The following is a 24,679-nucleotide window of genomic DNA, read 5'->3' as shown; positions in this document are numbered from 1 at the left end:
GCCTCCTTAAAGATAGATATTTAGACTCGGTGTTCCGTCATTTGCAGGAATTGTTTAATATCGTCGACGCATGAATTAGCTGCACTTTGCCAGAAATCGCGCTCCGTCAGATCGACATTCAAATGTTTTTTCGCCAAATTTTCCACCGACATTACACCGGTATCACGAAGAAGAGCGTCATACTTTTCTGCAAAAGCAGGCCCCTCTTCCAGAGCTCGAACGTACAAGCCTGTACTGAACATATAGCCGAAGGTGTAAGGGAAATTATAGAATGGCGTGCCCGTGATATAAAAATGCAGTTTGGATGCCCAGAAATGCGGGTGATAGGAGGTTAATGTGTCGCAGTACGCTTCTTTTTGCGCCTCTACCATCATTTCTGAAATTTCATCACTGCTGAGCAGCCCATTCTTCCGTCTGTCATAGAAGCGGGTTTCAAACAAGAACCGGGCATGGATATTCATAAAGAAAGCCACGCTGTTCTGAATTTTCTCCTCCAGCAAAGCAAGCTTCTCATCCTCACTGCCCGCGCCTTTAACCATCGCATCAAAGACAATCATTTCAGCAAAGGTAGATGCCGTTTCGGCAACGTTCATGGCGTACTTCTGATTCAGCACAGGGATGCCCCTCATAACATGCTGATGGTAGGCATGACCCAGCTCATGCGCCAAGGTTGATACGTTGGATGCTGTACCGCCGAATGTCATGAAGATCCGGGTTTGATCACTGGCCGGGAAGGATGTACAGAAACCGCCAGGCCGCTTGCCGGGACGATCCTCGACTTCAATCCAGCCCTTGTCAAAAGCCATCTGTGAGAAGTCAGCCAACCTTGGACTGAATTTACGGAATTGCTCCACAATGTTAGCAGCTGCATCATCATAAGAGATTTTGGCTGCCGAAGTGCTCAGCGGTGCATCGACATCGGTCCAAGAAAGCCCCTCCAGTCCAAGCAGCTTCGCTTTACGGTTCAGATATTCCACAAGCACCGGCTTGGTATCCTGAATGACAGCCCACATAGTATCCAGCGTCTGCTGGCTCATCCGGCCGATCGCAAGCGGTTCCTTCAGTACATCATCCCACCCGCGGTTCTCATACAGCTTTAAGCGATAGCCTGATAAGTGGTTGAGCGTGTCCGCACAATAATCGGCCGAATGGCCCCAAGCCTGTTCCCACTTTTCAAACATCGCTTGGCGCACTTCCCTGCGGGGATCATGCATTTTATTGAATGCTTGTCCTGCGGACAGCAGAGTTGTCTTCCCCTCTTCCTCATAAGGGATTTGGATGTTTTTTACGATCGTGTCGTACATTTTTCCCCATCCGTGATAACCATCCACACCCAGTGACAAGGCCAGGCTTTCGAGTTCAGGACTCATCTTTTCTTGCGCTAGATTACGGCTTTCGTTCAATACGAAATCCAGGTCGGATACCTGATCCGAGGCAGTCCAAGCAGCCCATAGCTCATCGTTCATGCCCCGCAGGATATTATCAAATTGATTCTTGACCGCCTGCAGGATCGCAGATAGTGAAGTGACCCGTCCTGACCATTGAACCGCCTTTTTGTCGTTTACGTTCTGCGCGGTTAAACAGCTTACAAATGCGGAGACTTCCCGAATTCGGGCATACGCACTCTGAAAATGCCCAAGAAACTGTTCAAGACTGGATGCGTCCTGGATTGTTTGCGGAATGTCCAGGGCTTTTACGTCTTGCTCAAGCTGTTGTACATCTTTCTCCAGCGTCTCAATAAAGGTCTTGAGCTGCGGTGAAGAGGAGCCTCCGGGAAATATCGATTCCAAATTCCAAGTCTGTTGAAGTGCCATCGATCATTCATCACCTTTCAAGATTAATTATGTTTGTGTTTTCTCCTGTTTGTATGGACCTAGAGAAAAGTGTATAACTATATATAACAAAAATTATTGCTGAAGGAGCTAAATGCCCATGAGACCTTTGCAAATATCACCCGAGACGGCGATTACACTGTCCAAGCAGTTGGGCGTTCCATTGGAACAGCTGATGCATATGCCGCAGCATATCTTAATGCAGAAGATTGCCGAGCTAGCCAAAAATCAGGAAGCCGAAGCAGCAACGAAGAGTGACGATGCCTCTGATTCGGAGAACTCATGATCCCTTTTTCTAATACCTGGCCTTATGATGTCATTGGAAACGACGTTTATGTACAAAGTTGTCCATTCTGTGGAACGGATAATGTTCTATTACCGATGAAACCCAAGGAGCTGATCAGTGTAAGAGAAGGAAAGAAAAAGCTGCTGATCTTTCCCTGCTGCCACAACAAAGTAACCGTATTGGATAGCGATCTCGACTACCTGCTCACGGATCAACGACTACGTTGATTTCTTCCGATACCTTGCCTTAGAGCAATTTCCACAGCCTGCAGACCTGTCTGCGGGCTATTTTGCGTTAGGACTCCGCCTTAAGCGCCGGATTCTTCTGTTCACGAATCTGCTCGGAGATCAGTTTCCATTGCTCTCTGGAAGCACGGATCATCGCAGCATCCATGATCTTCTCGTCCTGGACGACTCGGGAGAACCATTGAACGGCTTCTTGGAACTGACCAAGCCTCCGGTGTATTTCTCCGATGAGGTACAGCAGACGGGCATCATTTGCTCCCACCCCTTCCAGCTCAAATACCCGGATATATGACTCCAGACTATAACCCAAGAACCGCTTCTCTTGCTCTTCGTTGTTCTGATACCGATACAGCCACGCGATATGATGCAGGAGACTGGCTATAATGCGATCACGTTCCCCAATCACTTGCGCGCAGAGGAGTGCCAGCTTATAACTCTCCAGAGCATCCTCCAGAGTGCGTTCGCCGCCCATATCCCTTTTTACCCAGCGGCATCCAATTTGCTCATAAAACAGCGCTTTTTGTCGTTCACTCAATTTCAAAGTCGAATTCTCCGTTGATGCAAATCCGCATTCGGGACAAATCCGCACGACATAGAAATCCGGATTCTCCGATTTATAATACGAGCAAAAGTCAGTGTCTGTTCGGTATGCTTTTTTAAAGCTGGGTCTCACCCTGGAAGTTAGGTATTCATGCTCACAATGTGCGCATACAACCTTGATCGAATACAATGGTTCCAATTTCAAGCCACTCGCCTTCCCTTCATTCCATCTACTGCATGTCTAAATCTAGATCTAGAGAACTAAGGAGTGTTCACGAAATGATGGGCGGGACCGGACAGTCGCTGCAGCACAAAATCACGTAGTTCATCCTCCACGCCGATCTCACTCAGAGCACCTGCCATACATCCAAGCCATTCTTCAGCATGGAGATTCGTAATCGGGAACTTCATATGCCTTGCTCGCATCATCGGGTGTCCATACGCTTCTGAGAACAAGGCAGGTCCCCCAAAAAACTGACTTAGGAACATATATTGCTTTTCCATCACAGGCATAATATCTTCCGGAAACAACGGGGAAAGCAGTTCGTTTTGCTGCACCCGCGGATAAAAGGCTTCGACGAGCGAACGTATACCCTCGGCACCTCCGAGGTTATCATAGATGCTTAATTTCGGATTCATATCCGTATAGTCTCCCATCTGTTTTGTATGATCGATGTACCTATCCATTATAGCAAAAAACAGCAAAAAAAGGCGCTAAGCTCATGTTAGCACCTTTTTAGAACTATTAATAACTGCGCCAGTCCTCTTCACTCTGGACGAGGGAAGCACGTATGACATAAACGAAGGCGCACACAAGGATACCTGCGACAATGCTCATGATCATCACTCCATCCAAACATAATACGAAAGATGTGCTTTGATGTTTTTTATTATAGCACAATATCCCCGAAAATAAAGTAAAAATGTAACCGCTTTCTAATGTTTTTTATACTGTTTGTCCTATATCCAGCATAGATTTATAGCAAGGATTGATTTCTATCATTCACAACAATGCCAGGAGGCGTTTACGTTATATGTTTATGAACAAAATAGGCTGGCTCATGCTTGTGAGTGCTCTGCTCAGCGTGATTCTATTGATGGCTCTATTTCCGGATGCGGCACTGCAATCGGCGCTTCGCGGCCTGACAATATGGTGGGATGTGCTCTTCCCTTCCCTTTTTCCGTTCTTCGTCATTTCCGAGATTCTGCTTGGATTTGGCGTGGTGCATCTTATCGGTACACTTCTGGATCCGCTGATGAGACCGCTATTCCGTATCCCTGGTGCAGGCGGGTTCGTTGCCGCGATGGGATATATTTCAGGTTACCCCGTAGGTGCCAAATTAACCGCGAAGTTGTGGGAACAAAAGATGGTAAATCGGGAAGAAGGCGAGCGACTTGTTGCCTTTACTACCTCCTCTGACCCCATATTTTTAATCGGCGCTGTCTCCATCGGCTTTTTCCATGATCCCCGGATCGGATTGATACTCGCTTTGGCTCATTATGGCGGTGGCTTTCTTGTGGGGCTGCTGATGCGATTTCATGGCGGACGCGATTCCAAACAATCAACCGATATGCTTCAGCTGTCCCAGACCAAGGCAGGCCGGATCAAATCCGCTCTCCATGCTATGCATGCTGCCCGGGAACAGGATGGGCGGGACCTTGGCACACTGCTCAGACAATCGATACATTCATCACTTCAGCTGATCATTGTCGTCGGCGGATTGGTGGTGTTCTTCTCTGTTTTTCTGGAACTTTGGACCCGTGCCGGCGTCATGCCAGCGCTGACCGAAGCGATCCGTTTGTTATTATCCCTGTTCGGGATGCCTGAATCCCTATCCACTGCCACCGTGGGCGGCTTATTCGAAGTAACTCTTGGGGCGCAATATGCCGGTGAAGCCGGATCAGAAATCCCGCTGCCATTCAAAACAGCTGCGGCTGCTTTTATATTGTCCTGGGGCGGATTATCGGTCCATGCTCAAATCATTAGTATTCTGAACTCAACCAATCTCAGGTATTTTCCTTTTCTCATCGCTAGATTTATACATGGTTTTATTGCAGCTGCAGCGGTATTACTGCTGTGGAACAGCACGATGGGATCATCAGTTTCGACCATGGCCCAATCGATTGTTTCGAAATCCGCACTTAACGGGTATACCCATATTATGGCGGTCTTCTGCATGCTGATCGGTTTTATGATTGGTATGGCATTATTCATTCCGTTTATTAGACGTTTGCAGCAGAAATTCCGCAAATTCCCAAGGTGAACATTGTGTTCTTCTCCAAGATTGATTATCATCTTTATATAACCTTACAAAGGAGCTTATCAACTTGAGATATTATGTTCTGGACCGCGGTGACCCATTGTCTGTCGAGCTGACCCAGCAGTTTCACAAGCTGGCGGAACAGCGAGGGTTTGTGCTGGATGCAGAATCTCCGGAGATTGTGGTCTCAATCGGGGGAGACGGTACGATGCTGCACGCCTTCCACACTTTTATCGATCGGATACCTGATCTCGCTTTTGTCGGTGTTCATACGGGCCACCTGGGATTCTATGCTGACTGGAAGGCAGATGAACTAACGGAACTTATCGATCATATGAGCGGAGAAAGTGGACAGGGCGGCATGAAGCCGCGACTCGTTAAGTATCCCCTGGTTCAACTGGAAATCCATAAGAAATCAGGAACGTCCTCTTATATTGCCTTAAATGAATTTACGCTTAAAGGCGTTGACGGTACTGTGGTCGCGCAAATTGACATCAATGATGTAACCTTTGAGATGTTTAGGGGAGACGGCATTTGTGTGTCGACGCCGTCAGGCAGCACAGCCTATAACAAGAGTGTTGGCGGGGCGATGGTTCATCCTTCGATCGATGCTCTGCAGATCGCGGAAATCGCCTCCATTAACAACCGGATATTCCGTACGCTGGGCTCTCCGCTGCTTCTGCCCAAGCATCATCATTGTGATATATTTTCTCGTAAAGAACAGCGCTTGCTCCTTACGATCGATCACGTGAATATCTCAATTGATGACCTCGTTTCCGTACGCTGCCAAGTGGCGGAGCAGCAGGTCAGTTTTGCACGTTATCGGCCGTTCCCTTTCTGGAATCGTGTCCGTGATGCATTCCTTGGCTAATTCCTATAAAAAAGAACGATCTCCTGTAGCAGGAGATCGTTCTTTTTTATTGAGTCGGCTCTGAAGAAGGAGCCTCAGCCTCCTTGGCAGGCTTTGCGTCCTTCTCTTTGGGTTCTTTAGTCTCTCGAGGCTCGCGTCTTGTCTCCTTCGCCTCACGCCGCTCACGTTCTTTGCCTGGCTTAGGAACATCGGGAGCCTTCTCTTTATTCCCCTTCGGCTCTTCCTTGGATGAGCTTTCGCGCGTTTCCGCTGATTCCTTAGGGTCCCGTTCTTTTGCGTCTTTGTGCTCCTTAATCTTTTGGAGAACAAAATGGGCACAACCAAAATTGCAATATTCATTAATGTAATCGGACATGCTCGAGAAGGTGGAATCCTTGGCAGCCTTCGGATGGTTGTCACGATAGAAGCCCTTTAGGCGAAGCTGGCTATATCCCCAATCACCCACGATGTAATCATAACGATCCAGCACTTCACTGTACCGCTCCCGGAAAGCTTCCTGATTCCAGCCGTCTCGATGGTCCTTTAACAACTCATAACTTTTGTTCCCGATAATGATCATTGAAAGCTTCCCCTGCCTTTTTCGTAGGTTAAGACTTTACGGTCTCTTCCTTGTTACGTTCAGCTGATTTTACTTGCTCGTGTGCATGATAGGAGCTGCGCACGAGAGGTCCGGACTCCACATGACTGAATCCGCGCTTCATGCCTTCTTCTTTGAGGAGCGCAAATTCTTCCGGTGTATAGTATTTTTCCACATTCAGATGTTTCGGCGAAGGCTGTAAATATTGGCCGATCGTCATAATATCGCAGTCCACCGCACGCAAGTCATCCATCGTTTTCAATATTTCATCCCACTGCTCACCCACGCCAAGCATGATGCTGGACTTGGTCGGAATGTCAGGCTGCATGGCCTTCGCATTCTTCAGCAGCTGCAATGAGCGACTATACTTGGCTTTTGCACGTACCCGATCCGACATTCTTTCCACGGTTTCGATATTATGGTTTAGAATATCCGGCTTCACATCCATGACGATTTGGAGCGATTCTTCGCTTCCCATGAAATCGGGAATCAACACCTCCACCGAACAGAGCGGTAATCGTCTGCGAATGGCTTTGACGGTCTCAGCGAATATGTAGGCACCACCATCTTTAAGATCATCCCGTGCCACGCTTGTTACGACACAGTGACGCAGGTTCATCTGTTCCGCTGCTTCCGCTACGCGTTCCGGCTCCTGGAGATCAAGCTCCGTTGGAAGCCCTGTATTCACTGCGCAGAAACGGCAAGCGCGAGTGCAAATATCGCCCAGAATCATAAAGGTTGCTGTTCGGTTCGCCCAGCATTCATAAATATTGGGACAGCGAGCCTCTTCACACACCGTATGAAGCGTCTTGGATCGCATCATGCTTTTAATTTCTTTATAATTATCGCCCGTAGTCAGCTTGATTCGAATCCAGTCTGGTTTTGGCTGTTTAGTTTTAGTCAAAGTACGAACCTTCTTTCGAATGTATTGATATAGCTCAAGACATTACCCATCATTTGCTGTCCAATATTATATCATGAAAGCCATCATATTACTTGTTTCGCATCGATATGGGATTGATCTAGTTGCGGCATGGATAAAAATCCTTCATTGGAATCACCCTACAGTGTAGGCATGACTGTCCATCCTTTAAATATGACAATCTAGAAGGAGGAGAAGGACGCTTGAAGATTAACAGACTATCGAATCGAAGCGCCATATATCGCTGGATTGCTGGAGTGACGGCTGGCATCACCGCTGCCTTCGGTCTGTGCGGGCCGGTGGCAGCCTCCGTCCCTCCTGCCTCTGACACTGTTACCAAGGAGGTTAGTGTAGCGGGAACGGCTGAGCCTGATACCATTTTTGCAAATCGAAAATCGCTGTACGAGCAAGTTTCCACCCTTACCCAGATCCCATGGTATCGTCTGGCTGCGATTGATCAGTATGAACGAACGCTCACCCGTGTACATCCCAAGGATCGCAAGCACCCGGAACGGATACTGGGCATTTTCATTCCTAAGGCAAGATGGGCCGGCCCATTAAATCCCGATCAAGAAGATACAGATCCTACATCAATTAATGTGTTCTCCGGCATCGGTTTGGATGGGGATGGAGATGGCAAGGCAGATTCTAACAATGATACCGACCTGCTCTATACCGTCGCAACAAGACTTGCCCCCTATAGACATGCGACTGATGATTTCAGCATCGGGCTATGGTCTTACTATCAGAATACTCGGGCCGTACAGAGGGTCATGCAGTACGCCAAACTGTACGAGACATTTGGGAAGCTGGACTTGTTTGACCATGCATTTCCTCTCCCGGTCAAAAGCAACTATTCATACCGAAGCACATTCGGGATGGGTCGAAACTGGGGAGGAAGAAGAGTACACGAGGGAACCGATTTGTTTGCCCCTTACGGCGTCCCTGTACGTAGCACCTGTTACGGCGTTGTCGAAATTAAAGGCTGGAATAAATACGGCGGATGGCGCATTGGTATCCGTGATCTGAACAATCATTACCACTATTACGCCCATCTGCAGGGCTTTGACAAAGGGATCGCACTCGGAGATGTCGTGAAGCCGGGCCAAACCCTCGGCTGGGTCGGCAGTTCAGGTTACGGCAAGCCTGGAACCCAAGGCAAGTTCCCGCCGCATCTCCATTACGGCATCTACCGGGATACCGGGTTGACCGAATGGGCCTTCGACCCTTTTCCGCTGCTGAAGCACTGGGAGATTGAAGAGAAACGCGCAAAGAAATAAACGCGCTTCTTTAGTCAGAGGCGCGCTTTCTTATCGTTAATCCACTATACCCGTTCCCTCATGCCCTCCTGGTAAGTTATTACCACCAGGTGAAGGGACAACAGGAATGGTTCCCTCCGGAGGGTTCGGCTGGGAAGTTGAACCTGACGGATCTTCCGGCTGAATGTTATGTTGGTTCTCACTCGTTGCAGGCGGCGGAATGGCTATGCTCGGTGCAGTTGCCTTATTCTCGCCTACGGCTTTCCCCTGACCATCATAATAGTACATCGGCACATCGCCAACCACGAGCAGATATGAAATCGGAATATCGGTTTCCACAGTCTGTGGTTCCATGTCAAATGGTACGACTACCGCTACCTCAGTTACAATGTGAACGTATACCTCTACCAGAATCATGTTAATGCCTGCACCCTGCTGTCTGGTATCCAACTGAACCTTTACAGCTCCCTGTGGCTCGATCTTTAACGGAATCTGCGGACCGAACGAAGCGATGATCGGGCTCTGTAACACCTGTCCAAGCGGGATATGCTCCTTGCGCTTATGAATATCATTGAGCGTGTTCTGTACAACCTCCGTTGTATGGGACGTGATTTTCAAATGCTCGGCATAATTGAGCATGAACCCCGTTACCTTGCCTGATCGATCCGTCTTCCAATTAACCAGGTTATCAAAATCTTTCCCCTGCGTTACCTGCGACGTGATCGCGTTATTAATGGCTTCGGTAGCAATCTGCTTCACTCTGATTTGAGCTAAATGCATGATCGGCGGACGCAGATTCTGTTCAATATAGGTAAAAAACTTAAAAATCCCGAACAATAGCAGCAAAGCGCCAATCAGCCACCATTTTTTCGTACTGCGCCGCTGCTCAGCTCTAGGGCTTCCCCGGCTGTGTGCTACAGGCCGTATGGGACGGAATCCTCTGTGTCTGCGTGACGGTGGCTTATAAGCTCTTCTTGGTCTGGGCCATGACAGGGACGGAAAAGATAAACGTCTGCTTCCCCATCTCTTTCGCCTCATGCTTGGTCCCTCCTATTTTTGCCCCGAGGAGCAGATTTGAATGACAAGCTCTCCTGTATAGAACGTATGCAGACATATGGAAAAAAAGAAGAACCAGAATGGGACCCATCCTGGTTCTTCTTTTTCGTATTCATCCTCTCATGCTGCAATCAAGTATTTACTCGTCGCTGCTTGTAGGATCTTCTTGTTGTTCTTCCACATAATATCGCAGCATCGACAATTTATTCTCCCAGAAGCGGTCGAAGTAAGCTAGCCAATCCTTTAATTCCTTGAGCGGTTCCGCATCCAGACGATATCGGGTCTCGCGTCCAACCTTGCGGTCCCGTACAAGTCCCGCTTCCTCCAGAATACGGAGATGTTTGGATACGGCCGTGCGTGTCATCGAAAAATGCCCCGTAATTTCTTTCACTGGCATTTCCCCATCACTTAACAAACCAAGCAGCTTACGGCGTGTGGGGTCGGCAATAGCTTGATACACATCATGCTTCGGAACGGCTTGCGACATCAATTATTCTCCAACGTATCTGGCAAGTTTCTGAACGATGCCCGCCCAGCCGTTGTCCATATGGCCTCTTACGATATCATGCGCTTCCCCGAACTCGGTCACTTGATCCGCTGTCCATCCGCTGTGTATAAGTGTGAATTCCGTATCATTTCCCTGCTGCACCAGTTCGAACGTAAGGCTCCAATCCTTACCCCATTTAAAGGATAAACGGTTAGGCTTGTCAATCAAGGTGACCTTGCATGGTGAATTCCCAAAAGGGCCTGCATTCAAGGTGAATTCAAAGCCTTCCACAGGTTCAAAATTGTTTGGCATGAACCAGGCTGATATTCCTTCTGCTGTTGCTACGGCTTTCCACACCTTCTCGATGGGCGCTTTAAGCATAATTGTATGACGAATATCCGGCAGCTTGCCGCTCAATGGATTGTTCATATTAAGAGCATACCTCACTTATGTTTGAAATTAGGAAACCATTTGGTTTCATATTGAATTATAGACGCCAGTCCAATTACACGTCAAACGCCAATATTTCCCATTTCCATTAGCCACATGCTACGTGCCGCTTACCATCTAAGTCTTTACTAAGCAGATAGCCATCTTACCGTTTATTCCTTGATTCCATATTTAGGGCTGATCCGGATAAGTCTCCTTCAAAAAAGTGATCGATTCGCGAATCAGCTCCCTCAGCACTTCAGTATCAATATCCGCAACTTTGTTGATATAAACGCAGCCCTTCCCAGCCGTATGCTTGCCAAAATTCTGCAGCAGGTTCGCACGCTGCTCGTCACCAGGTGCAAAATACAGGCTGATTTTCGCCTTTCGCGGAGAAAAGCCTACATAGGGGGCATCTCCTTCGTGCCCGGAAGCGTAGCGATAATGATAAGTGCCAAATCCGATGATACTCGGTCCCCACATCTTGGCTTCATAACCGCTCGTTTCTTCGAAAATCCCCAGCAATCGATAGGCGTCCTCCCGCTTTTTTGGAGAATCCACCTGCTCTATAAACTCTATCACGCTCTGATCTGTTTCTTTTGTTTTTGGCTCGTACACTTGGGATGAACTCCTTTCAAACACTCTTGATATTGTGGCCAATCTGATACAAAACTAAATAAAAAAGGCCGGAATCGGATCAGCCGAGCTAATCTTTTCCTGCCTTGCAGATTCATACACATCTTTATCGATCGGCATACTCTCTTTGCCGCAATGCCTCATACATTAACACGGAAGCTGCCATGGCCGCGTTCAGTGATTCGGCCTGTCCCGGCATAGGAATGCGGATCGCATCGTCCACAAGTAGCGCTACCTCGGGTGAAACTCCCCGTCCTTCGCTGCCAATTACGATCCAGCTTGTCCCAGTAAAATCATACTCAAAGCAAGAACGTTTACCTTCTAGCAAGGTTGTGACCAACCTCGCTCCCTGTTCCCTGGCTTCCGGCAAAATGCTCAGCAAATCACCTTCCAGCACTGGTAGATGAAACAGTGAGCCCATCGTAGAGCGCAGCGTTTTGGGGTTGTACAAATCCGCGCAGCCGCGACCCAGAACGACGCCAGCAGCGCCTACGGCATCTGCACTTCGTATGATGGTACCAACATTCCCTGGATCCTGAAGCCCGTCCAGAACAATCACCAGGCCGCTCTCACGCAGGATCAGATCCTGCCATTGCCGTGCTTCCTTGCGGACAACGGCGAACACTTGCTGCGGTGACGGTGTATCGCTCACCTTCGATATGACGGCATGGGATACGCCAATCCATTCGACACCTTGCCCTGTATCCGAGATATGACGGATCTCTTGGGGAATGCCCTTCTCTACATCATAAGCTACGCACTCAATGTCCGCTCCAGACGACAGGGCTTCCTGCACGAGATGAACACCTTCTACCACGTATTTGTTCTGCTTGTCCCGGTGTTTTTTCTCCTGCAGCTGTGCCCAGCCCTTCACTCTGGCATTCTGCGTTGATAATATCTCCATCTGTTAACCCATCCGTTTCTTAGCATATATACAAAACCGATTACGTCCATAGCAAGCGCTCACGGTCGAAAGTCTTATTTTGGATAAGCAAGCTCCAGCTTCGTTAAGTCATTCTTATGTCCCACAATAATGAGAACATCGCCTTCCTCAATACGGTCATCGGGGCTCGGCGAAATATTCATGTCCGAGTCGCTTCGAATCGCCATGACGTTACAGCCAAACCGCGCCCGAATATCAAGCTCTATCAGGTTATGGCCGATCAAATCGCCAGTAGCCAGCATCTCCATGATGCTGTAGTCATCCGACAAATCGATATAATCCAAAATATTCGGTGATACCAGATGGTGGGCAACCCGCAGCCCCATGTCGCGTTCTGGAAAAATCACCTTGTCGGCACCGATTTTATTAAGCACTTTTCCGTGCAGCTCATTCTTCGCCTTCACAATAATAGCCGGTACTCCGAGATCCTTCAAAATCAGCGTCGTCAGAATGCTGGATTGGATGTCTTCCCCGATCGCCACGACAACCACATCGAAATTCCGAATACCGAGCGCGCGAAGGGCCTCTTCATCCGTTGAATCTGCCGATACGGCATGCGTAACCATACTCGCAATTTCTTGAACACGCTGTTCGCTCGCGTCTACAGCCAATACGTCAAATCCCATACCGCTCAGTTCCTTGGCAACACTGGTGCCAAAACGCCCCATACCGATTACTGCGTACTGCTTCTTAGCCATATTTATATCCCTCCACGAGCCTAGGTCTATCCTGATATGAATGATAACAGTATATCATACTGCTCCGAATACTTGAATGTAACTGCTCTTGAACGGGTACATTACACAATGACCCTTTCATAACAAGGAGGAATATTTCGATGTCCATATTGTTAGATCTAAGGCAAGCCGTCATTCATAAAGTCCATAATCAGGACGAGGAAGAGCTGCGCTCCATGATCGAGGGTTCCGTTGACGGGCCTGAAGCCGCCCTGCCGGGACTCGGTGTAATGTTTGAAATGATGTGGAAAGACATGGATGTTGTTCAGCAGACCAGCCTTGTCTCATCCCTTCATTCTCACTTGAAAACCGTTACGCCAGGCAACCTTCAGGGATAATCCCACAGTCAACAAGAACAATCCCCTAAGCTGTTACAGCTAGGGGATTGTTCTCTTATATATCTGTATCTTATGGAGCGGTCTCCAGAAACTTGGCGGTCGGATTCTTCTCCATGGCCGTTCTCATCGCATACTCATTCTCGAACAGAACCACATAATTATCCTTCTTGTCTTTCACCAGGGTAGAGTTAATCCGGAACTTAGATGGGTCAATATTATCGTCCACGATCCAGCGGGCAAACTGATACGGCATCCGTTGAAGCTGGACATCGACCCCGTACTCCCCCTTCATCCGGTACTCAAACACTTCGAATTGGAGCTGACCGACAACGCCCAGAATCGACTCATCAAAGCTCACCGTACGGAATACCTGAATGGTTCCTTCTTCTGTCAATTGGTCAATCCCTTTTTGATACTGTTTATGCTTGAGCGCGTTCTTCACTGTCACTTTGGCAAAGATCTCAGGAGAGAAAGTAGGCAGTTCGTCGAATATAACTTCGCCTCCCTGGCTCAGGGAGTCTCCGATCCGGAAAATCCCCGGGTCAAACAGACCGATAATATCGCCAGGATAAGCCTCCTGTACAATATCACGGTCCTGCGCCAAGAACTGCTGCGGCTGCGACAGCTTAATTTCCTTGCCTACCCGTACATGCTTCACGCTCATTCCGCGTTCGAACTTGCCCGATACAATCCGCAAGAAAGCGATGCGGTCCCGGTGGGCCGGATTCATATTCGCTTGGATCTTAAAAACATACCCCGAAAACTTCTCGTTGGTGGGTTCCACCATACCAGCCTTACTGACACGGGGCTCCGGCTTCGGCGCAAGCTGAAGGAAATTCTCCAGGAAGGTTTGAACACCGAAGTTATTGATTGCACTGCCGAAGAATACAGGCGTTAACTGCCCCTTCAGTACTTTTTCCAGATCGAATGGATCACCGGCAACGTCCAGCAGCTCCAAGTCCTGGCACAACTGATCATGCAGGTACTCTCCAGCCATCTCGCGAATGATTGGATCCTCATAGCCTTCGACCTTCTGCACTTTAATCTTGGAATGGTCATCCCCTTGGAATAATTCAACCTGATTCTTAACCCGATCATATACACCGCACAGGTCACGGCCGGAACCGATTGGCCAATTCATCGGCACGGAACGAATACCGAGAACCTGCTCAAGCTCCTCCATAAGATCAAACGGACTGCGCCCTTCACGGTCGAGTTTATTAATAAAAGTAAAAATCGGAATGCCTCGCTTGGCACAAACCTGAAACAGCTTAATGGTCTGGGCCTCAACCCCTTTGGCTACGTCAATCAACATGACGGCACTGTCAGCGGCCGTTAATGTTCGATAGGTATCCTCACTGAAGTCTTGGTGACCAGGCGTATCCAATATGTTAATTCGATGCCCTAAATAATCAAATTGCATAACCGACGAGGTAACCGAGATTCCCCGTTGCTTCTCAATCTCCATCCAGTCACTCGTTGCATGCTTGCTCGCTTTACGAGCTTTAACCGATCCAGCCAGACGAATGGCGCCCCCGAACAAGAGCAGCTTCTCAGTCAGTGTTGTTTTACCAGCGTCAGGGTGGGAAATAATCGCAAACGTACGACGCTTATCCACTTCATGCTGCAGTTCATCTATTAGCTTTGCCATTTCACAAATCCCTTCGTAACTAAAGTCATGTATATCATTGTACCACAATTTATACGCAAATCATCCCCAGGCTCTGTGTGCAAGGGGATGATTTTTTGTCATGTAATTATTAGATTCTAAGGTTATTTTTTCAACCAGACTACATTATCCTCAAGCTGACCGTTTACTGGCCACCAGTGGAATCCGTCTTCTTTCAGAAGCTCATCTGCCTTGTCTGGTCCCCAAGAACCAGCAGGATATGATTCCAGCTCGCCTTGGTTTTCTTTCCAAGCATTTGCAATCCGATCCACGAAGGACCATGCCGATGCCACTTCGTCCCAGCGGGTGAAGTAAGTGGAATCGCCGCGTGCAGCATCATGTAATAAGCGCTCATAAGCTTCCGGAGAGTTAATGCCCACGATGCAGCTTTGGCAGAAGTCCATCGCTACGGGTGCGATCTCAGACTCTGATCCTGGCTTCTTCGCGTTAATCTTCACATAAATGCCTTCCATCGGATTTACGCGAATAACGAGCAGGTTAGGTTCCAGAGAGTGCTTTTGGCCCAAATAGACATTGGTTGGCATCCGCTTAAACTCGACAACCACCTCGGTTGTCTTAACCGGAAGACGTTTCCCTGTACGGATATAGAATGGTACACCCGCCCAGCGGAAATTATCCACGAACACTCTTGCTGCAAAATACGTCTCCGTATTGGACTCCGGATTGACCTTGTCCTCTTCGCGATACGCCGGCAGATCTTTTCCACCCGCTGAACCCTTTGTATATTGGCCGCGAACGACGTTGTTCTTCACTTCTTCATTGGAAGCATATGGACGCAGGGAGCGAAGCACTTTGACCTTCTCGTCGCGAATATCTTCTGCGAGCAAACGGCTAGGCGGCTCCATCGCTATCATGGTTAGCAGCTGCAGGATATGGTTTTGTCCCATATCTCTTAGTGCGCCCGCATGATCATAGTATCCTCCGCGTTCCTCGACACCAACCGTCTCACCAAGCGTAATTTGAATGTTCGCAATATGCTTGTTATTCCACAGCGGCTCAAAGAAAGCATTGGCAAAGCGGATGACTTCGATGTTCTGCACCATTTCTTTACCAAGATAATGGTCGATCCGGTAGATTTCCTCTTCCTTGAACACTTTGCGGATCTCTTCGTTCAGCTTGGCAGCTGATTCAAGGTCATAGCCGAACGGCTTCTCGATCACCAGTCGGTTCCAGCCTTCTCCCTCAAGCATACCGCCCTTCATCAGGTTAAAGGATACGCTGCCGAACAATTCCGGAGCCAGCGCAAGGTAGAACAAGCGGTTACCCGGTATATTAAATTTCGACTCCAATTGTTCCGTTTGTTCACGAAGCTCACGGAATCCGTCAATATTGTTGATGTCTAGAGATTTATATTCAAAATGTTGTGCAAATGTATTCCATTCACTATCCTGCTCCGAACTATATCGGCAGAATTCCTGAATTGAACGATAAACGTCCTCCCTAAACTCTTCCTGGGTACGCGGACGTCGCGCCACGCCGATTACCGCAAAATCCTCATCCAGTTTTCCTTCCCGATATAGACTGTAGATCGCCGGAAACAACTTACGTCTTGCCAAATCACCAGTCGCTCCAAAGATGAAAAATACAGCGCCCGGTGCTTTCAATGTATCTAGATTTTGATTTTCAGCCATGGCTCCTCATTCTTTCTATAAATTATAGTGTATTTTTATGCATCCAAACTTACTTCGATGTGATGACATTTTAGCATATTCATTTCAAGTATGCTATCTCAATTCATATTTTTTCATCGGAGTTTCAAATATCATTTTCAATATTCTATTGTAATGACGGGAAATCCGATCGTAATTCTACTCCTTTTCTTCACCGAATCTTCATGCACAGCCATCTGCATATGAATAGGTGTATTGCCGCTCTTCACAAAAGTACCTAATGAAGGAGCTTCATAAGATCGGCTTAGTGTCCCCACATCTTCATATTTTTCCACCATACGAAGAGAAAGCATCTGGGCAGCGCTCTCCTCTACCTCTGTCATCGTTGCCTGAACATCTGTTGACGTCGATGCATAACCTTGAATGGACGCATTCCAGGTATTCGCTATGCCTGCTTCTTCCATTTGTTTTTGAATGCTCTCTCTTAGGCTCGTCATTTCCCCGGTGTTCCTGGCCGCTTCTCCCACAAGCATGACCCTAACGTAACTATTTCCTCGCTTCGAGATCGCCCAATTGAATTGGACCGATATCTCAGAGAGTTTACCCTCAGCTTGAAAAACTTCATTACCTTGTAGCTGGGATGCTGTAACCCCGGAGAGTCCTATTGTATGAGCCAGCTGCTGCGCTGCAGTCTTAGCTTGATCATTAGATAAAGAACTTATCAATTCACCTTGAATTTTTACCGTGAGGAGTGCCGAAGACTCCATATGTTCCAATCCAAGCGCTGCAAGCAGGGCCAGATCGCTTTCGTTTGCCTCTCCTGCTTCCAATCCTCCAAACGCTTCGATGGCCAGTCTTCCTGAAGCCGCTGATGCTTCCATGGGATGCGGAACGTTCCCACCGTCTCGATGACTTTCGGTTACTCCGGCAAATCCCACCATTATACCCGCTGCCCCGCACAGTAGCAGCATCATCACCATGAATTGTACACGAACGTTCCGCATTATGGGCTCCCCCTCATCCGAATCTATCAATCTAGTAAAAGGATGACCTCATCTATCGCGATTTATACCTCTTCATATCAAATAATCCTTGTTGGCTCCAGAGCAGTTTCGCAAATAAAAAAGGCTCCCGCACCGGGAGTCTTTACCTGCCACAATATATGCTTTAATGTTACGCCACTTCCATACAAAAAAGAAGCCAGCCTTTTCTATTCAGCCAGCCCATTCTTGTATGCATATATCGCGGCTTGAGTCCGATCCTCAACACCCAGCTTGCCTAATATATTGGTCACGTGGAACTTTACAGTTTTGATGCCAATAATTAAGTCGTCAGCAATGTCTTGATTGGATTTGCCCTGGGCCAGGAGCCGCAGTACTTCCATCTCCCGGTCAGTCAAATCGTTATGCGCCGGTGCTTCATTTTGCGGATGACGGAAACGGTTCATCATCTTGGAGGCTACTTGAGATTCCAGTACCGATTGCCCGCGTGCGGCTGCACGTATAGCATCTGCTACTTCGGAAGCCCGGGATGTCTTCAGCAAATAGCTGAACGCCCCAGCTTCTATCACCGGATACATCTTCTCATCGTCCAGATAACTGGTCAGTACAATCACTTTAAGATTCGGGAATTGTTTCATCAGCAGACGTGTGGTCTCAATGCCATCCATTCCATCCATCACGAGGTCCATCAGGACCACATCCGGATGATATTCCTGTGCCAAGCGTATGCCTTCCTCGCCGCTGCCCGCTTCCCCTACGACCTCAATACCGTCTTCTGTACCAAGCACGGCTGCCAACCCGATTCGCACCATCTCGTGATCATCGACCAGCAGCACCTTAATCGGTGTTTCCATCTCCATCCCCCCGTTTGCGTTCTTCTTTTATAAGCGGCACGATAATCTCAATTCGCGTTCCCTTGCCCGGGGCCGTTATGAACTGCAGCGAACCACCAATTTCCGTTACCCGTTCCTGCATCGTCGAAAGACCATAGGACGTTTGTTTTTTATCATCCATTTCAAAACCGACCCCATCATCCCGCAGCATTACCCGAACGGTGTTCTGCCTGCGATGAATACGGATATCCATTTTCTCCGCCTTCGAATGCCGCAGGGTATTCGACATGGCCTCCTGGATGATACGGAACAAATGATTCTCGATCCCTTTAAGCAGATGGATGTCATCATCCATCTCAAACGTGATTTCCATCGGTACTTTGATTCGCAATTCCTTAATTAAATCCCGTAGTCCCTGTTCAAGCGCTTTTCCTTCCAAGTAAACCGGCCGCAGATGAAGAAGCAGCGCCCTCATCTCGGATTGCGCAACAGCCGACATTTCCTCAATCAGAGCTACCTGGCGCTGTGCTTTGTCAAAATCCTTATCCAGCGTCCTGCCTACAGCCGTTGCCGTCATTGAGATCGCAAACAGCTGCTGAGATACCGCGTCATGGAGCTCTCGGGCCAGCCTCTGTCTCTCTTCCACAATGGCTGTGACCCTGGCCTGCTCAGCAAGCTGGGCATTGTTCGTGGATAAACGCTGCAAGGAAGACACCTGCTCTTCCCAACGTTTGCTGATGGTTACGAGCTGCTCTCCAAGCCGCCCCACTTCATCCTCGCCGATATCCGGCATTACATCAGTAAGGCTGCCCTTTTCCCAGTTCACCAAGGTCTCTCTTACAAGGTCCACCCGGCGTTTGACCCGGTATCCCTGGAAGAATCCATAGATCGCGCCTAAACCGATAGGAAATAACACCAGGGTAATGCCTGCTTCAACTCGGTTCTTCCAAGTCTCGAACGGTTGAAGATAGCCATATGTATATAATAAATACAAGACAACTAGCATGACAACCAATCCCAGAAGGGTCCCCTCACGCATACTTCGGGTAATCATATTTGCTTTCTTTTCCGTTTCCACGGGGCAACCCTCCTGAATGGTTTAGCAGAACAAATCATGTCATTCTTATATTCAAATCTCCACCTAAATAAGAGACGATCAATTTCACTTTATATTCACTGGTTTCATAATTGGGCGATTGATACCGCATGCGGTTTAATACGCCAGTTTCCTTCCGATCATCCATATGAATCGAGCCAAACAAGATGGATGCTTCCACCTCTACTCCATAATAGTCCGGGACGATCACATCAAGATCTCCAAGCAGTCCATGGAACATGAGAACGGTTTGGCGCTCCTCGGGAAGCGCAAGGGACAGATCGATATCCGCCTCTCCAAGCACATGCCATACACTCAAACTGCGCATCACCCATGGTGCACGATCCCAATCAAAATTGGACATAAAATTCTGCTTCTGAACATATCCTGTCGTGGTATGAGCGCGTTTAGATTTGCCATAGAAAATACCTAGCGATATCAAGCTGATGCCGATAATCAACATGAGATGCTCCAGCAGCAGCAGAACGGCACCAACGGCGAGTAAAATGTATCCCTTCTTCACACGGCCTTCTCTGATCTGAAGAACGCCTGCCAACATAAGCAGCAGGGCGACGATGGTGAAGAAACCAAACCAACGGCCGAAAAGCATAATAATACCCAAGCTGATTAAACCAACTGCTATCCAGCGGTTTCTGTCCATGTCGCACCTCCTTGATGACCTAGATAAAGCTCGGAAAAGCCATATCAGCGGGAGATTCCCACTGTATGGCTTTGCCTGCACTATACGGACAAGCTCATTCGTATAGCATATCATATGAACCATGTGTTCGAATACGGTTTGTGCTTATTTTGCTGACTTGTTCAGGAATTACTCGGATTTCGAAGAATTCCCCATTTTGTTCTTGAGCGCTTGCAGCTGCTCATCTACCTTCAATTGCTTCTCAGCATCTACCGGACTTGTGTATACGGCACTGTTAGGGCGGTATGGAGCGCGGAGCACATCAGCTTCCGCTTCCATTTGCATGATTTTTTCCTCCATGCGGTGGAAGCCCATCGAAGCACTGCCGCTCTCGATCGTATGCAGGCTGCTCACTTGAGACATTTGCTTCTTCGCTTTGGCCATTTGAGCTCGAGCTACAAGCTCATTACGCTTGTTGCGCATTTTGTAGAACTCGTCTTTCATTTCATGCAGCTGAGCTACGAGTTCTTTGGCTTGAGCCTCGGATTGCATATGCAGTTCCACATACTCGGTTTCTTTCTGATCGAAATAGATTTTTTCCTCAAGCAGCTTGCGAGCTACTTCTTCTTGACCGTTTTTCAAAGCCAATTCAGCTTGTGCTTCACGTTGAGCAGCCACTTTCACAGCCTCATCAACACGCTGCTTCATACGACGCTCGTTCGCCATTTGCTTCGCAACCGTTACCTCTGCTTCATGAATTTCTGCCTCCATGTCGCGCAGATACTGGTTCAGCATTACGATAGGATCCTCTACTTTATCCAACAGCTCATTCACCGATGCCTTCGTCATATCTTTAATTCTTTTAAATACTCCCATGTTATTTATCTCCCTTCTCATAGTTCGAAAGTTTTTTCTTCAATTCTTCAATTTCTTTTTGCATTGCTTTCTTCTCGATATCCTTCATCATGGCATCCAGATCGGAGTCCGCTGACCCATTGCTTCTGGATTCATTCGGCCGGTCATATTTCGGACCAAAATGTCCTTGGTCGTTCGAATAATTTTGACGTCCATAACCATCGTTGTAGCTGTTATAACCTGGTCCTGGACCCCGATGATCGTGGGGACGATATCCGCCATGTCTTCCTGTTGGAGCATATGGATCGTGATAATACGGTTCTTTGGGAACCACCAGGGATGCAATCAGATAGATCAAAAGCAATGTACCGCCTGAGAAAAAGACACTGACTACAAATATGACTCGAAGCAGGGTAGATTCGATTCCAAAATAATCGGATATACCGCCGATCAATCCTGTAAACATCTTATCGCGGTTGGAACGGTACAATTTAGTCATGGTTACTCCTTTCCGCTGTTGTTATTCAGCTTTTGCTTCAGACGGGCAAGTTCTTTTTCCAATACGGTGGAGACAGACTCTCCAGCCTGATCCATGTATTCCTGCCCCATGCGGCGTAGATCGCGAAGGCTTCTCGCTTCCAGTTCCCAGTCGCTGATGCGGTCTTCAAGACGATTGAACATCTTAGGTACATCAGGACCTCCACCATAGGAGCCTGTACGCTCATTCATTTTTTGCTGAAGGCGAAGCGTCTCCACTCGGGCAACGTAATACTGGCGCTTACTGTATACTGTCTGGTACTCCATCCGCAGCTCACCGAGCTGCTCTTCAATCTCTTTTAGCGACTCGAGGCTTGAGGTTAACAGACCTTGGTATTGTTCAATCTTTTCCTCATAGATTAGCTTTTCCTGCAGAGCCAACTTGGCAAGATGATCTTCGCCGGCTTTTAGTGCAAGCAGAGCCTGCTCTTCACGCTTATCTCGCATGTTCTCTGCTTGATCCACCTGCTGTTTCAGCTGCCTGGAGTGTACTTGGCATTGCTGCTGCAGTTTCTCGGCTTCTGCGATGTCTTGTCTCGTTGAATGCAGGAACTGGTCGATCAATCGAACCGGATCCTGGCTCTGCTCAAGCTTTTCGTTCAATGTTGCTACGGTAATATCTCTTATCCGTCGAAAAACACTCATATTGGTTTAGCCCTCCTCATCTATCATGATTCGCTGTCATGTATGTTGTTTAGGTTGTGTTCATTATTAGTAGCGGTGTCTGCCATTCTTCATTCGGGACACCCCATAGACGATTAAGATAATTCCAAGGATCGGAGCCAGCACCCAGGACAGCTTACTCATCAACCAGACCAAACCGATACCAAGAACGACCCATCCCATCAAGGTGTTTCCTCTGCGTATACCATAGTACCCCAACGCGATGATCAGTACTGGGATTAGAAGACTGAATAACCAGCCAAGCAGAGGACCGAACACTCCCAGAAGAACCAGGATCCCTAAACCAATCAACAAAATACTCATTCCATTGCCTCTTGAATTCCTCATATATACACCGCCTTTCTATTGTTTGATCGTTGTTTCGTTTGTTCAACCTTATGACTCTATTTTAGGTAATAATGAGTTTTCTCAAAACGGCCTGTGGACGGTTTTTCAACCTAGACCTAAGGCGGGGCAACCTACAGACTTACGTCTTAACTCTATCCTAGATACCCTACTCAACCTTCTTTGCAAGTGCATAAACGCCTCCCCTCTCAAGATTCTTAACGCCTTGAATCGCTGGCTCTCTAGTTGAATGGTTCTGAATGATTCAGGTTTGAGGATGTGAATGATTACTGAGGTAAAAGAAGGAGTTTTATGAACAAATGGCTAGCAACGTAAGATACACGATATAGGAGTTGTGTGAAAAATAACATGAGAGGTTATATAGCGAATAGAAGTCAGCTGCGAAGATATTCAGCGTTTCAAGATATGGGTATAACGAAAAAGGAATGCAGACATAAGCTGTCTACATTCCTTTTGATAATGCCGGTGAAGGGACTCGAACCCCCACGGTTTCCCTCACGATTTTGAGTCGCGCGCGTCTGCCAATTCCGCCACACCGGCTTACACTATGGCGTGCCCTAAGAGATTCGAACTCCTGACCTTTTGATTCGTAGTCAAACGCTCTATCCAGCTGAGCTAAGGGCACAAAATTGTGTTATGGAGGCGCCACCCAGATTCGAACTGGGGATAAAGCTTTTGCAGAGCTGTGCCTTACCACTTGGCTATGGCGCCAGAAATAAAAATGGAGCGGACGACGGGAATCGAACCCGCGACCCTCGCCTTGGCAAGGCGATGCTCTACCGCTGAGCCACGTCCGCAAACATAAAATCAATGGCTGGGGATATAGGATTCGAACCTATGCATGACGGAGTCAAAGTCCGTTGCCTTACCGCTTGGCTAATCCCCAATATGATTTTGTAATATGGGGCGATCGAGGGGAATTGAACCCCCGAGTGCCGGAGCCACAATCCGGTGCGTTAACCACTTCGCCACGACCGCCATATTTCATACCTATGAATCGATTGGCAGGGGCAGCAGGAATTGAACCCACACTAACGGTTTTGGAGACCGCTGTTCTACCTTTAAACTATGCCCCTAAAAACTGGTGGAGGATGATGGATTCGAACCACCGAACTCGAAGAGAGCAGATTTACAGTCTGCCGTGTTTAGCCACTTCACTAATCCTCCAGAATGGTGCCGGCGAGAGGACTTGAACCCCCAACCTACTGATTACAAGTCAGTTGCTCTACCAATTGAGCTACACCGGCATATAAAGTTATAAAACGTACATGGTGGCTCGGGACGGAATCGAACCGCCGACACGAGGATTTTCAGTCCTCTGCTCTACCGACTGAGCTACCGAGCCTTAAAGCTCTTCGCGAACTATGACGAACACCCAAATCGGTTACTCATCTCATCCCTGAAGCTTGTAAAAAATGGCGGAACTGACGGGATTCGAACCCGCGATCTCCTGCGTGACAGGCAGGCATGTTAGGCCTCTACACCACAGTTCCACGAGGCATTATCGCATGAGCGATAGTAATTGGTTGCGGGGGCAGGATTTGAACCTACGACCTTCGGGTTATGAGCCCGACGAGCTACCGAACTGCTCCACCCCGCGTCATTAAAAGGATTGCATGTATGGGTTCCCCGAAAAGTAATCGGAATTTTCTGCGAAGCATGAGCTTCACTTTTTGGGGATGAATTATGGTGGAGGCTAACGGGATCGAACCGCTGACCCTCTGCTTGTAAGGCAGATGCTCTCCCAGCTGAGCTAAGCCTCCGGAGTAAAAGTGACTTCTATCATAACAAAACCCGATATAAGAAGCAACTATTTTTTCGACGGGATTCTCATCCCCTGAAGCATTTAATGTTAGTGGTGACCCGTAGGGGATTCGAACCCCTGTTACCTCCGTGAAAGGGAGGTGTCTTAACCCCTTGACCAACGGGCCTTGCTTATTAAAATAGTGGCGGAGAGAGAGGGATTCGA

The 24,679-nt window shown here is 48.1% G+C and carries 27 protein-coding genes and 14 tRNA genes; 6 read left to right on the top strand and 35 right to left on the bottom strand.

Annotation, left to right across the window (positions count from 1 at the left end; genetic code table 11):
- Positions 1-20: 20 nt before the first annotated feature.
- Entirely contained in the window at positions 21-1,814 is a 1,794-nt protein-coding gene (locus tag ABEQ74_RS14930; protein ID WP_430122952.1) for a M3 family oligoendopeptidase, read from the bottom strand.
- Positions 1,815-1,932: 118 nt separating this feature from the next.
- Here ABEQ74_RS14930 and ABEQ74_RS14925 point away from each other — a divergent pair, with 118 nt between their 5' ends.
- Positions 1,933-2,118 (top strand): YycC family protein, encoded by a 186-nt coding sequence (locus ABEQ74_RS14925; RefSeq protein ID WP_430122951.1) that lies wholly within the window; start codon positions 1,933-1,935, stop codon positions 2,116-2,118.
- The gene (locus ABEQ74_RS14920) at positions 2,115-2,345 is read left to right on the top strand and encodes a hypothetical protein (RefSeq protein ID WP_430122950.1); all 231 of its coding nucleotides are present in this window, start codon (positions 2,115-2,117) and stop codon (positions 2,343-2,345) included. Before ABEQ74_RS14925 ends, ABEQ74_RS14920 begins: the two co-directional genes overlap by 4 nt.
- 67 nt (positions 2,346-2,412) lie before the next feature.
- Here ABEQ74_RS14920 and ABEQ74_RS14915 read toward each other — a convergent pair whose 3' ends face one another.
- Positions 2,413-3,108: a DUF2225 domain-containing protein gene (locus ABEQ74_RS14915; RefSeq protein ID WP_430122949.1), complete on the bottom strand. Its 696-nt coding sequence runs from the start codon at positions 3,106-3,108 to the stop codon at positions 2,413-2,415.
- A gap of 56 nt (positions 3,109-3,164) precedes the next feature.
- Positions 3,165-3,542, bottom strand: coding sequence for a globin (locus tag ABEQ74_RS14910; protein WP_430122948.1), 378 nt, complete (start codon positions 3,540-3,542; stop codon positions 3,165-3,167).
- A 395-nt stretch (positions 3,543-3,937) separates the two neighbouring features.
- Between ABEQ74_RS14910 and ylbJ the strand changes: the two genes are divergently transcribed.
- On the top strand, positions 3,938-5,167 hold the full coding sequence (gene ylbJ, locus ABEQ74_RS14905) for a sporulation integral membrane protein YlbJ (RefSeq protein WP_430122947.1): 1,230 nt from the start codon (positions 3,938-3,940) through the stop codon (positions 5,165-5,167).
- A 64-nt stretch (positions 5,168-5,231) separates the two neighbouring features.
- Positions 5,232-6,035: an NAD kinase gene (locus ABEQ74_RS14900; RefSeq protein WP_053491535.1), complete on the top strand. Its 804-nt coding sequence runs from the start codon at positions 5,232-5,234 to the stop codon at positions 6,033-6,035.
- Between the two features lie 46 nt (positions 6,036-6,081).
- On the opposite strand, the gene ABEQ74_RS14895 is transcribed toward ABEQ74_RS14900, so the two are convergent.
- On the bottom strand, positions 6,082-6,594 hold the full coding sequence (locus ABEQ74_RS14895) for a YutD-like domain-containing protein (protein ID WP_430122946.1): 513 nt from the start codon (positions 6,592-6,594) through the stop codon (positions 6,082-6,084).
- Positions 6,595-6,622: 28 nt separating this feature from the next.
- Positions 6,623-7,537 carry a lipoyl synthase gene (gene lipA / locus ABEQ74_RS14890; protein WP_430123586.1) on the bottom strand — a complete coding sequence of 305 codons (915 nt, stop codon included), beginning with the start codon at positions 7,535-7,537 and terminating at the stop codon, positions 6,623-6,625.
- Positions 7,538-7,770: 233 nt separating this feature from the next.
- Between lipA and ABEQ74_RS14885 the strand changes: the two genes are divergently transcribed.
- Positions 7,771-8,814, top strand: coding sequence for a M23 family metallopeptidase (locus ABEQ74_RS14885; RefSeq protein WP_430123585.1), 1,044 nt, complete (start codon positions 7,771-7,773; stop codon positions 8,812-8,814).
- Positions 8,815-8,850: 36 nt separating this feature from the next.
- Here the strand turns inward: ABEQ74_RS14885 and yunB are convergent, their stop codons facing one another.
- From yunB to ABEQ74_RS14855, 6 genes are all read right to left on the bottom strand, one after another.
- Positions 8,851-9,831, bottom strand: coding sequence for a sporulation protein YunB (gene yunB / locus ABEQ74_RS14880; RefSeq protein WP_430122945.1), 981 nt, complete (start codon positions 9,829-9,831; stop codon positions 8,851-8,853).
- A 157-nt stretch (positions 9,832-9,988) separates the two neighbouring features.
- Positions 9,989-10,336 carry an ArsR/SmtB family transcription factor gene (locus tag ABEQ74_RS14875; protein ID WP_430122943.1) on the bottom strand — a complete coding sequence of 116 codons (348 nt, stop codon included), beginning with the start codon at positions 10,334-10,336 and terminating at the stop codon, positions 9,989-9,991.
- 3 nt (positions 10,337-10,339) lie between these two features.
- Positions 10,340-10,765, bottom strand: coding sequence for an SRPBCC family protein (locus ABEQ74_RS14870; protein WP_430122942.1), 426 nt, complete (start codon positions 10,763-10,765; stop codon positions 10,340-10,342).
- Between the two features lie 192 nt (positions 10,766-10,957).
- Positions 10,958-11,383: a DUF1801 domain-containing protein gene (locus ABEQ74_RS14865; protein ID WP_430122941.1), complete on the bottom strand. Its 426-nt coding sequence runs from the start codon at positions 11,381-11,383 to the stop codon at positions 10,958-10,960.
- A 124-nt stretch (positions 11,384-11,507) separates the two neighbouring features.
- Positions 11,508-12,305, bottom strand: a complete 798-nt coding sequence (locus ABEQ74_RS14860) for a TrmH family RNA methyltransferase (protein ID WP_430122940.1) — start codon at positions 12,303-12,305, stop codon at positions 11,508-11,510.
- Positions 12,306-12,379: 74 nt separating this feature from the next.
- The gene (locus tag ABEQ74_RS14855; RefSeq protein ID WP_430122939.1) at positions 12,380-13,042 is read right to left on the bottom strand and encodes a potassium channel family protein; all 663 of its coding nucleotides are present in this window, start codon (positions 13,040-13,042) and stop codon (positions 12,380-12,382) included.
- Between the two features lie 140 nt (positions 13,043-13,182).
- On the opposite strand from ABEQ74_RS14855, the gene sspI reads away from it, so the two are divergent.
- Complete coding sequence (gene sspI, locus ABEQ74_RS14850; protein WP_053491525.1) at positions 13,183-13,419, top strand: small acid-soluble spore protein SspI; 237 nt, start codon at positions 13,183-13,185, stop codon at positions 13,417-13,419.
- A gap of 70 nt (positions 13,420-13,489) precedes the next feature.
- On the opposite strand, the gene ABEQ74_RS14845 is transcribed toward sspI, so the two are convergent.
- The 24 genes from ABEQ74_RS14845 to ABEQ74_RS14730 form a co-directional block, all read right to left on the bottom strand.
- Entirely contained in the window at positions 13,490-15,070 is a 1,581-nt protein-coding gene (locus ABEQ74_RS14845) for a peptide chain release factor 3 (protein ID WP_430122938.1), read from the bottom strand.
- Between the two features lie 122 nt (positions 15,071-15,192).
- Positions 15,193-16,740 (bottom strand): glucose-6-phosphate dehydrogenase, encoded by a 1,548-nt coding sequence (gene zwf / locus ABEQ74_RS14840; protein ID WP_430122936.1) that lies wholly within the window; start codon positions 16,738-16,740, stop codon positions 15,193-15,195.
- A 137-nt stretch (positions 16,741-16,877) separates the two neighbouring features.
- Positions 16,878-17,723 (bottom strand): YwmB family TATA-box binding protein, encoded by an 846-nt coding sequence (locus ABEQ74_RS14835; RefSeq protein ID WP_430122935.1) that lies wholly within the window; start codon positions 17,721-17,723, stop codon positions 16,878-16,880.
- 206 nt (positions 17,724-17,929) lie between these two features.
- Positions 17,930-18,580, bottom strand: coding sequence for a response regulator (locus ABEQ74_RS14830; RefSeq protein WP_430122934.1), 651 nt, complete (start codon positions 18,578-18,580; stop codon positions 17,930-17,932).
- Positions 18,558-19,631: a sensor histidine kinase gene (locus ABEQ74_RS14825; protein ID WP_430122933.1), complete on the bottom strand. Its 1,074-nt coding sequence runs from the start codon at positions 19,629-19,631 to the stop codon at positions 18,558-18,560. Before ABEQ74_RS14825 ends, ABEQ74_RS14830 begins: the two co-directional genes overlap by 23 nt.
- 34 nt (positions 19,632-19,665) lie before the next feature.
- A complete protein-coding gene (gene liaF / locus ABEQ74_RS14820; protein WP_430122932.1) occupies positions 19,666-20,310 on the bottom strand; it encodes a cell wall-active antibiotics response protein LiaF in 645 nt (214 codons plus the stop codon).
- Positions 20,311-20,478: 168 nt separating this feature from the next.
- Positions 20,479-21,165, bottom strand: coding sequence for a PspA/IM30 family protein (locus ABEQ74_RS14815; RefSeq protein WP_430122931.1), 687 nt, complete (start codon positions 21,163-21,165; stop codon positions 20,479-20,481).
- A 1-nt stretch (position 21,166) separates the two neighbouring features.
- Positions 21,167-21,643, bottom strand: coding sequence for a PspC domain-containing protein (locus ABEQ74_RS14810; RefSeq protein ID WP_430122930.1), 477 nt, complete (start codon positions 21,641-21,643; stop codon positions 21,167-21,169).
- A 2-nt stretch (positions 21,644-21,645) separates the two neighbouring features.
- Positions 21,646-22,326: a PspA/IM30 family protein gene (locus ABEQ74_RS14805; RefSeq protein ID WP_430122929.1), complete on the bottom strand. Its 681-nt coding sequence runs from the start codon at positions 22,324-22,326 to the stop codon at positions 21,646-21,648.
- A 66-nt stretch (positions 22,327-22,392) separates the two neighbouring features.
- Positions 22,393-22,692 (bottom strand): LiaF transmembrane domain-containing protein, encoded by a 300-nt coding sequence (locus ABEQ74_RS14800; protein WP_053491515.1) that lies wholly within the window; start codon positions 22,690-22,692, stop codon positions 22,393-22,395.
- Between the two features lie 478 nt (positions 22,693-23,170).
- Positions 23,171-23,250, bottom strand: a tRNA-Leu gene (locus ABEQ74_RS14795).
- Between the two features lie 8 nt (positions 23,251-23,258).
- Positions 23,259-23,335 (bottom strand) — tRNA-Arg (locus ABEQ74_RS14790).
- 12 nt (positions 23,336-23,347) lie between these two features.
- A tRNA-Cys gene (locus ABEQ74_RS14785) sits at positions 23,348-23,421 on the bottom strand.
- A gap of 11 nt (positions 23,422-23,432) precedes the next feature.
- A tRNA-Gly gene (locus tag ABEQ74_RS14780) sits at positions 23,433-23,507 on the bottom strand.
- A 14-nt stretch (positions 23,508-23,521) separates the two neighbouring features.
- A tRNA-Gln gene (locus tag ABEQ74_RS14775) sits at positions 23,522-23,596 on the bottom strand.
- 16 nt (positions 23,597-23,612) lie between these two features.
- Positions 23,613-23,688 (bottom strand) — tRNA-His (locus tag ABEQ74_RS14770).
- A gap of 24 nt (positions 23,689-23,712) precedes the next feature.
- Positions 23,713-23,786, bottom strand: a tRNA-Trp gene (locus ABEQ74_RS14765).
- Between the two features lie 6 nt (positions 23,787-23,792).
- Positions 23,793-23,877, bottom strand: a tRNA-Tyr gene (locus tag ABEQ74_RS14760).
- 4 nt (positions 23,878-23,881) lie between these two features.
- Positions 23,882-23,957, bottom strand: a tRNA-Thr gene (locus ABEQ74_RS14755).
- 22 nt (positions 23,958-23,979) lie between these two features.
- Positions 23,980-24,055, bottom strand: a tRNA-Phe gene (locus ABEQ74_RS14750).
- Between the two features lie 71 nt (positions 24,056-24,126).
- A tRNA-Asp gene (locus ABEQ74_RS14745) sits at positions 24,127-24,203 on the bottom strand.
- Between the two features lie 30 nt (positions 24,204-24,233).
- Positions 24,234-24,310 (bottom strand) — tRNA-Met (locus ABEQ74_RS14740).
- Between the two features lie 87 nt (positions 24,311-24,397).
- Positions 24,398-24,473: transfer RNA gene (locus tag ABEQ74_RS14735), tRNA-Val, on the bottom strand.
- Positions 24,474-24,566: 93 nt separating this feature from the next.
- Positions 24,567-24,641, bottom strand: a tRNA-Glu gene (locus tag ABEQ74_RS14730).
- Positions 24,642-24,679: the final 38 nt, after the last annotated feature.

Source organism: Paenibacillus solani, from assembly GCF_050475945.1.
Lineage (GTDB): Bacteria > Bacillota > Bacilli > Paenibacillales > Paenibacillaceae > Paenibacillus_AQ > Paenibacillus_AQ solani_A.
This window is presented reverse-complemented; position numbering and strand designations above follow the sequence as displayed.

Excerpts from the sequence above, each read along its gene's own strand:
- ABEQ74_RS14925 (WP_430122951.1), top strand. The coding sequence starts at position 1,933 with ATGAGACCTTTGCAAATATCACCCGAGACGGCGATTACACTGTCCAAG.
- ABEQ74_RS14805 (WP_430122929.1), bottom strand. The coding sequence starts at position 22,326 with ATGAGTGTTTTTCGACGGATAAGAGATATTACCGTAGCAACATTGAAC.
- ABEQ74_RS14810 (WP_430122930.1), bottom strand. The coding sequence starts at position 21,643 with ATGACTAAATTGTACCGTTCCAACCGCGATAAGATGTTTACAGGATTG.
- ABEQ74_RS14870 (WP_430122942.1), bottom strand. The coding sequence starts at position 10,765 with ATGAACAATCCATTGAGCGGCAAGCTGCCGGATATTCGTCATACAATT.
- ABEQ74_RS14830 (WP_430122934.1), bottom strand. The coding sequence starts at position 18,580 with ATGGAGATGGAAACACCGATTAAGGTGCTGCTGGTCGATGATCACGAG.
- ABEQ74_RS14895 (WP_430122946.1), bottom strand. The coding sequence starts at position 6,594 with ATGATCATTATCGGGAACAAAAGTTATGAGTTGTTAAAGGACCATCGA.
- yunB (WP_430122945.1), bottom strand. The coding sequence starts at position 9,831 with ATGAGGCGAAAGAGATGGGGAAGCAGACGTTTATCTTTTCCGTCCCTG.
- ABEQ74_RS14855 (WP_430122939.1), bottom strand. The coding sequence starts at position 13,042 with ATGGCTAAGAAGCAGTACGCAGTAATCGGTATGGGGCGTTTTGGCACC.
- sspI (WP_053491525.1), top strand. The coding sequence starts at position 13,183 with ATGTCCATATTGTTAGATCTAAGGCAAGCCGTCATTCATAAAGTCCAT.
- ABEQ74_RS14910 (WP_430122948.1), bottom strand. The coding sequence starts at position 3,542 with ATGAATCCGAAATTAAGCATCTATGATAACCTCGGAGGTGCCGAGGGT.
- ylbJ (WP_430122947.1), top strand. The coding sequence starts at position 3,938 with ATGTTTATGAACAAAATAGGCTGGCTCATGCTTGTGAGTGCTCTGCTC.
- ABEQ74_RS14920 (WP_430122950.1), top strand. The coding sequence starts at position 2,115 with ATGATCCCTTTTTCTAATACCTGGCCTTATGATGTCATTGGAAACGAC.
- ABEQ74_RS14860 (WP_430122940.1), bottom strand. The coding sequence starts at position 12,305 with ATGGAGATATTATCAACGCAGAATGCCAGAGTGAAGGGCTGGGCACAG.
- ABEQ74_RS14845 (WP_430122938.1), bottom strand. The coding sequence starts at position 15,070 with ATGGCAAAGCTAATAGATGAACTGCAGCATGAAGTGGATAAGCGTCGT.
- zwf (WP_430122936.1), bottom strand. The coding sequence starts at position 16,740 with ATGGCTGAAAATCAAAATCTAGATACATTGAAAGCACCGGGCGCTGTA.
- ABEQ74_RS14800 (WP_053491515.1), bottom strand. The coding sequence starts at position 22,692 with ATGAGGAATTCAAGAGGCAATGGAATGAGTATTTTGTTGATTGGTTTA.
- ABEQ74_RS14930 (WP_430122952.1), bottom strand. The coding sequence starts at position 1,814 with ATGGCACTTCAACAGACTTGGAATTTGGAATCGATATTTCCCGGAGGC.
- ABEQ74_RS14875 (WP_430122943.1), bottom strand. The coding sequence starts at position 10,336 with ATGTCGCAAGCCGTTCCGAAGCATGATGTGTATCAAGCTATTGCCGAC.
- ABEQ74_RS14815 (WP_430122931.1), bottom strand. The coding sequence starts at position 21,165 with ATGGGAGTATTTAAAAGAATTAAAGATATGACGAAGGCATCGGTGAAT.
- liaF (WP_430122932.1), bottom strand. The coding sequence starts at position 20,310 with ATGGACAGAAACCGCTGGATAGCAGTTGGTTTAATCAGCTTGGGTATT.
- ABEQ74_RS14835 (WP_430122935.1), bottom strand. The coding sequence starts at position 17,723 with ATGCGGAACGTTCGTGTACAATTCATGGTGATGATGCTGCTACTGTGC.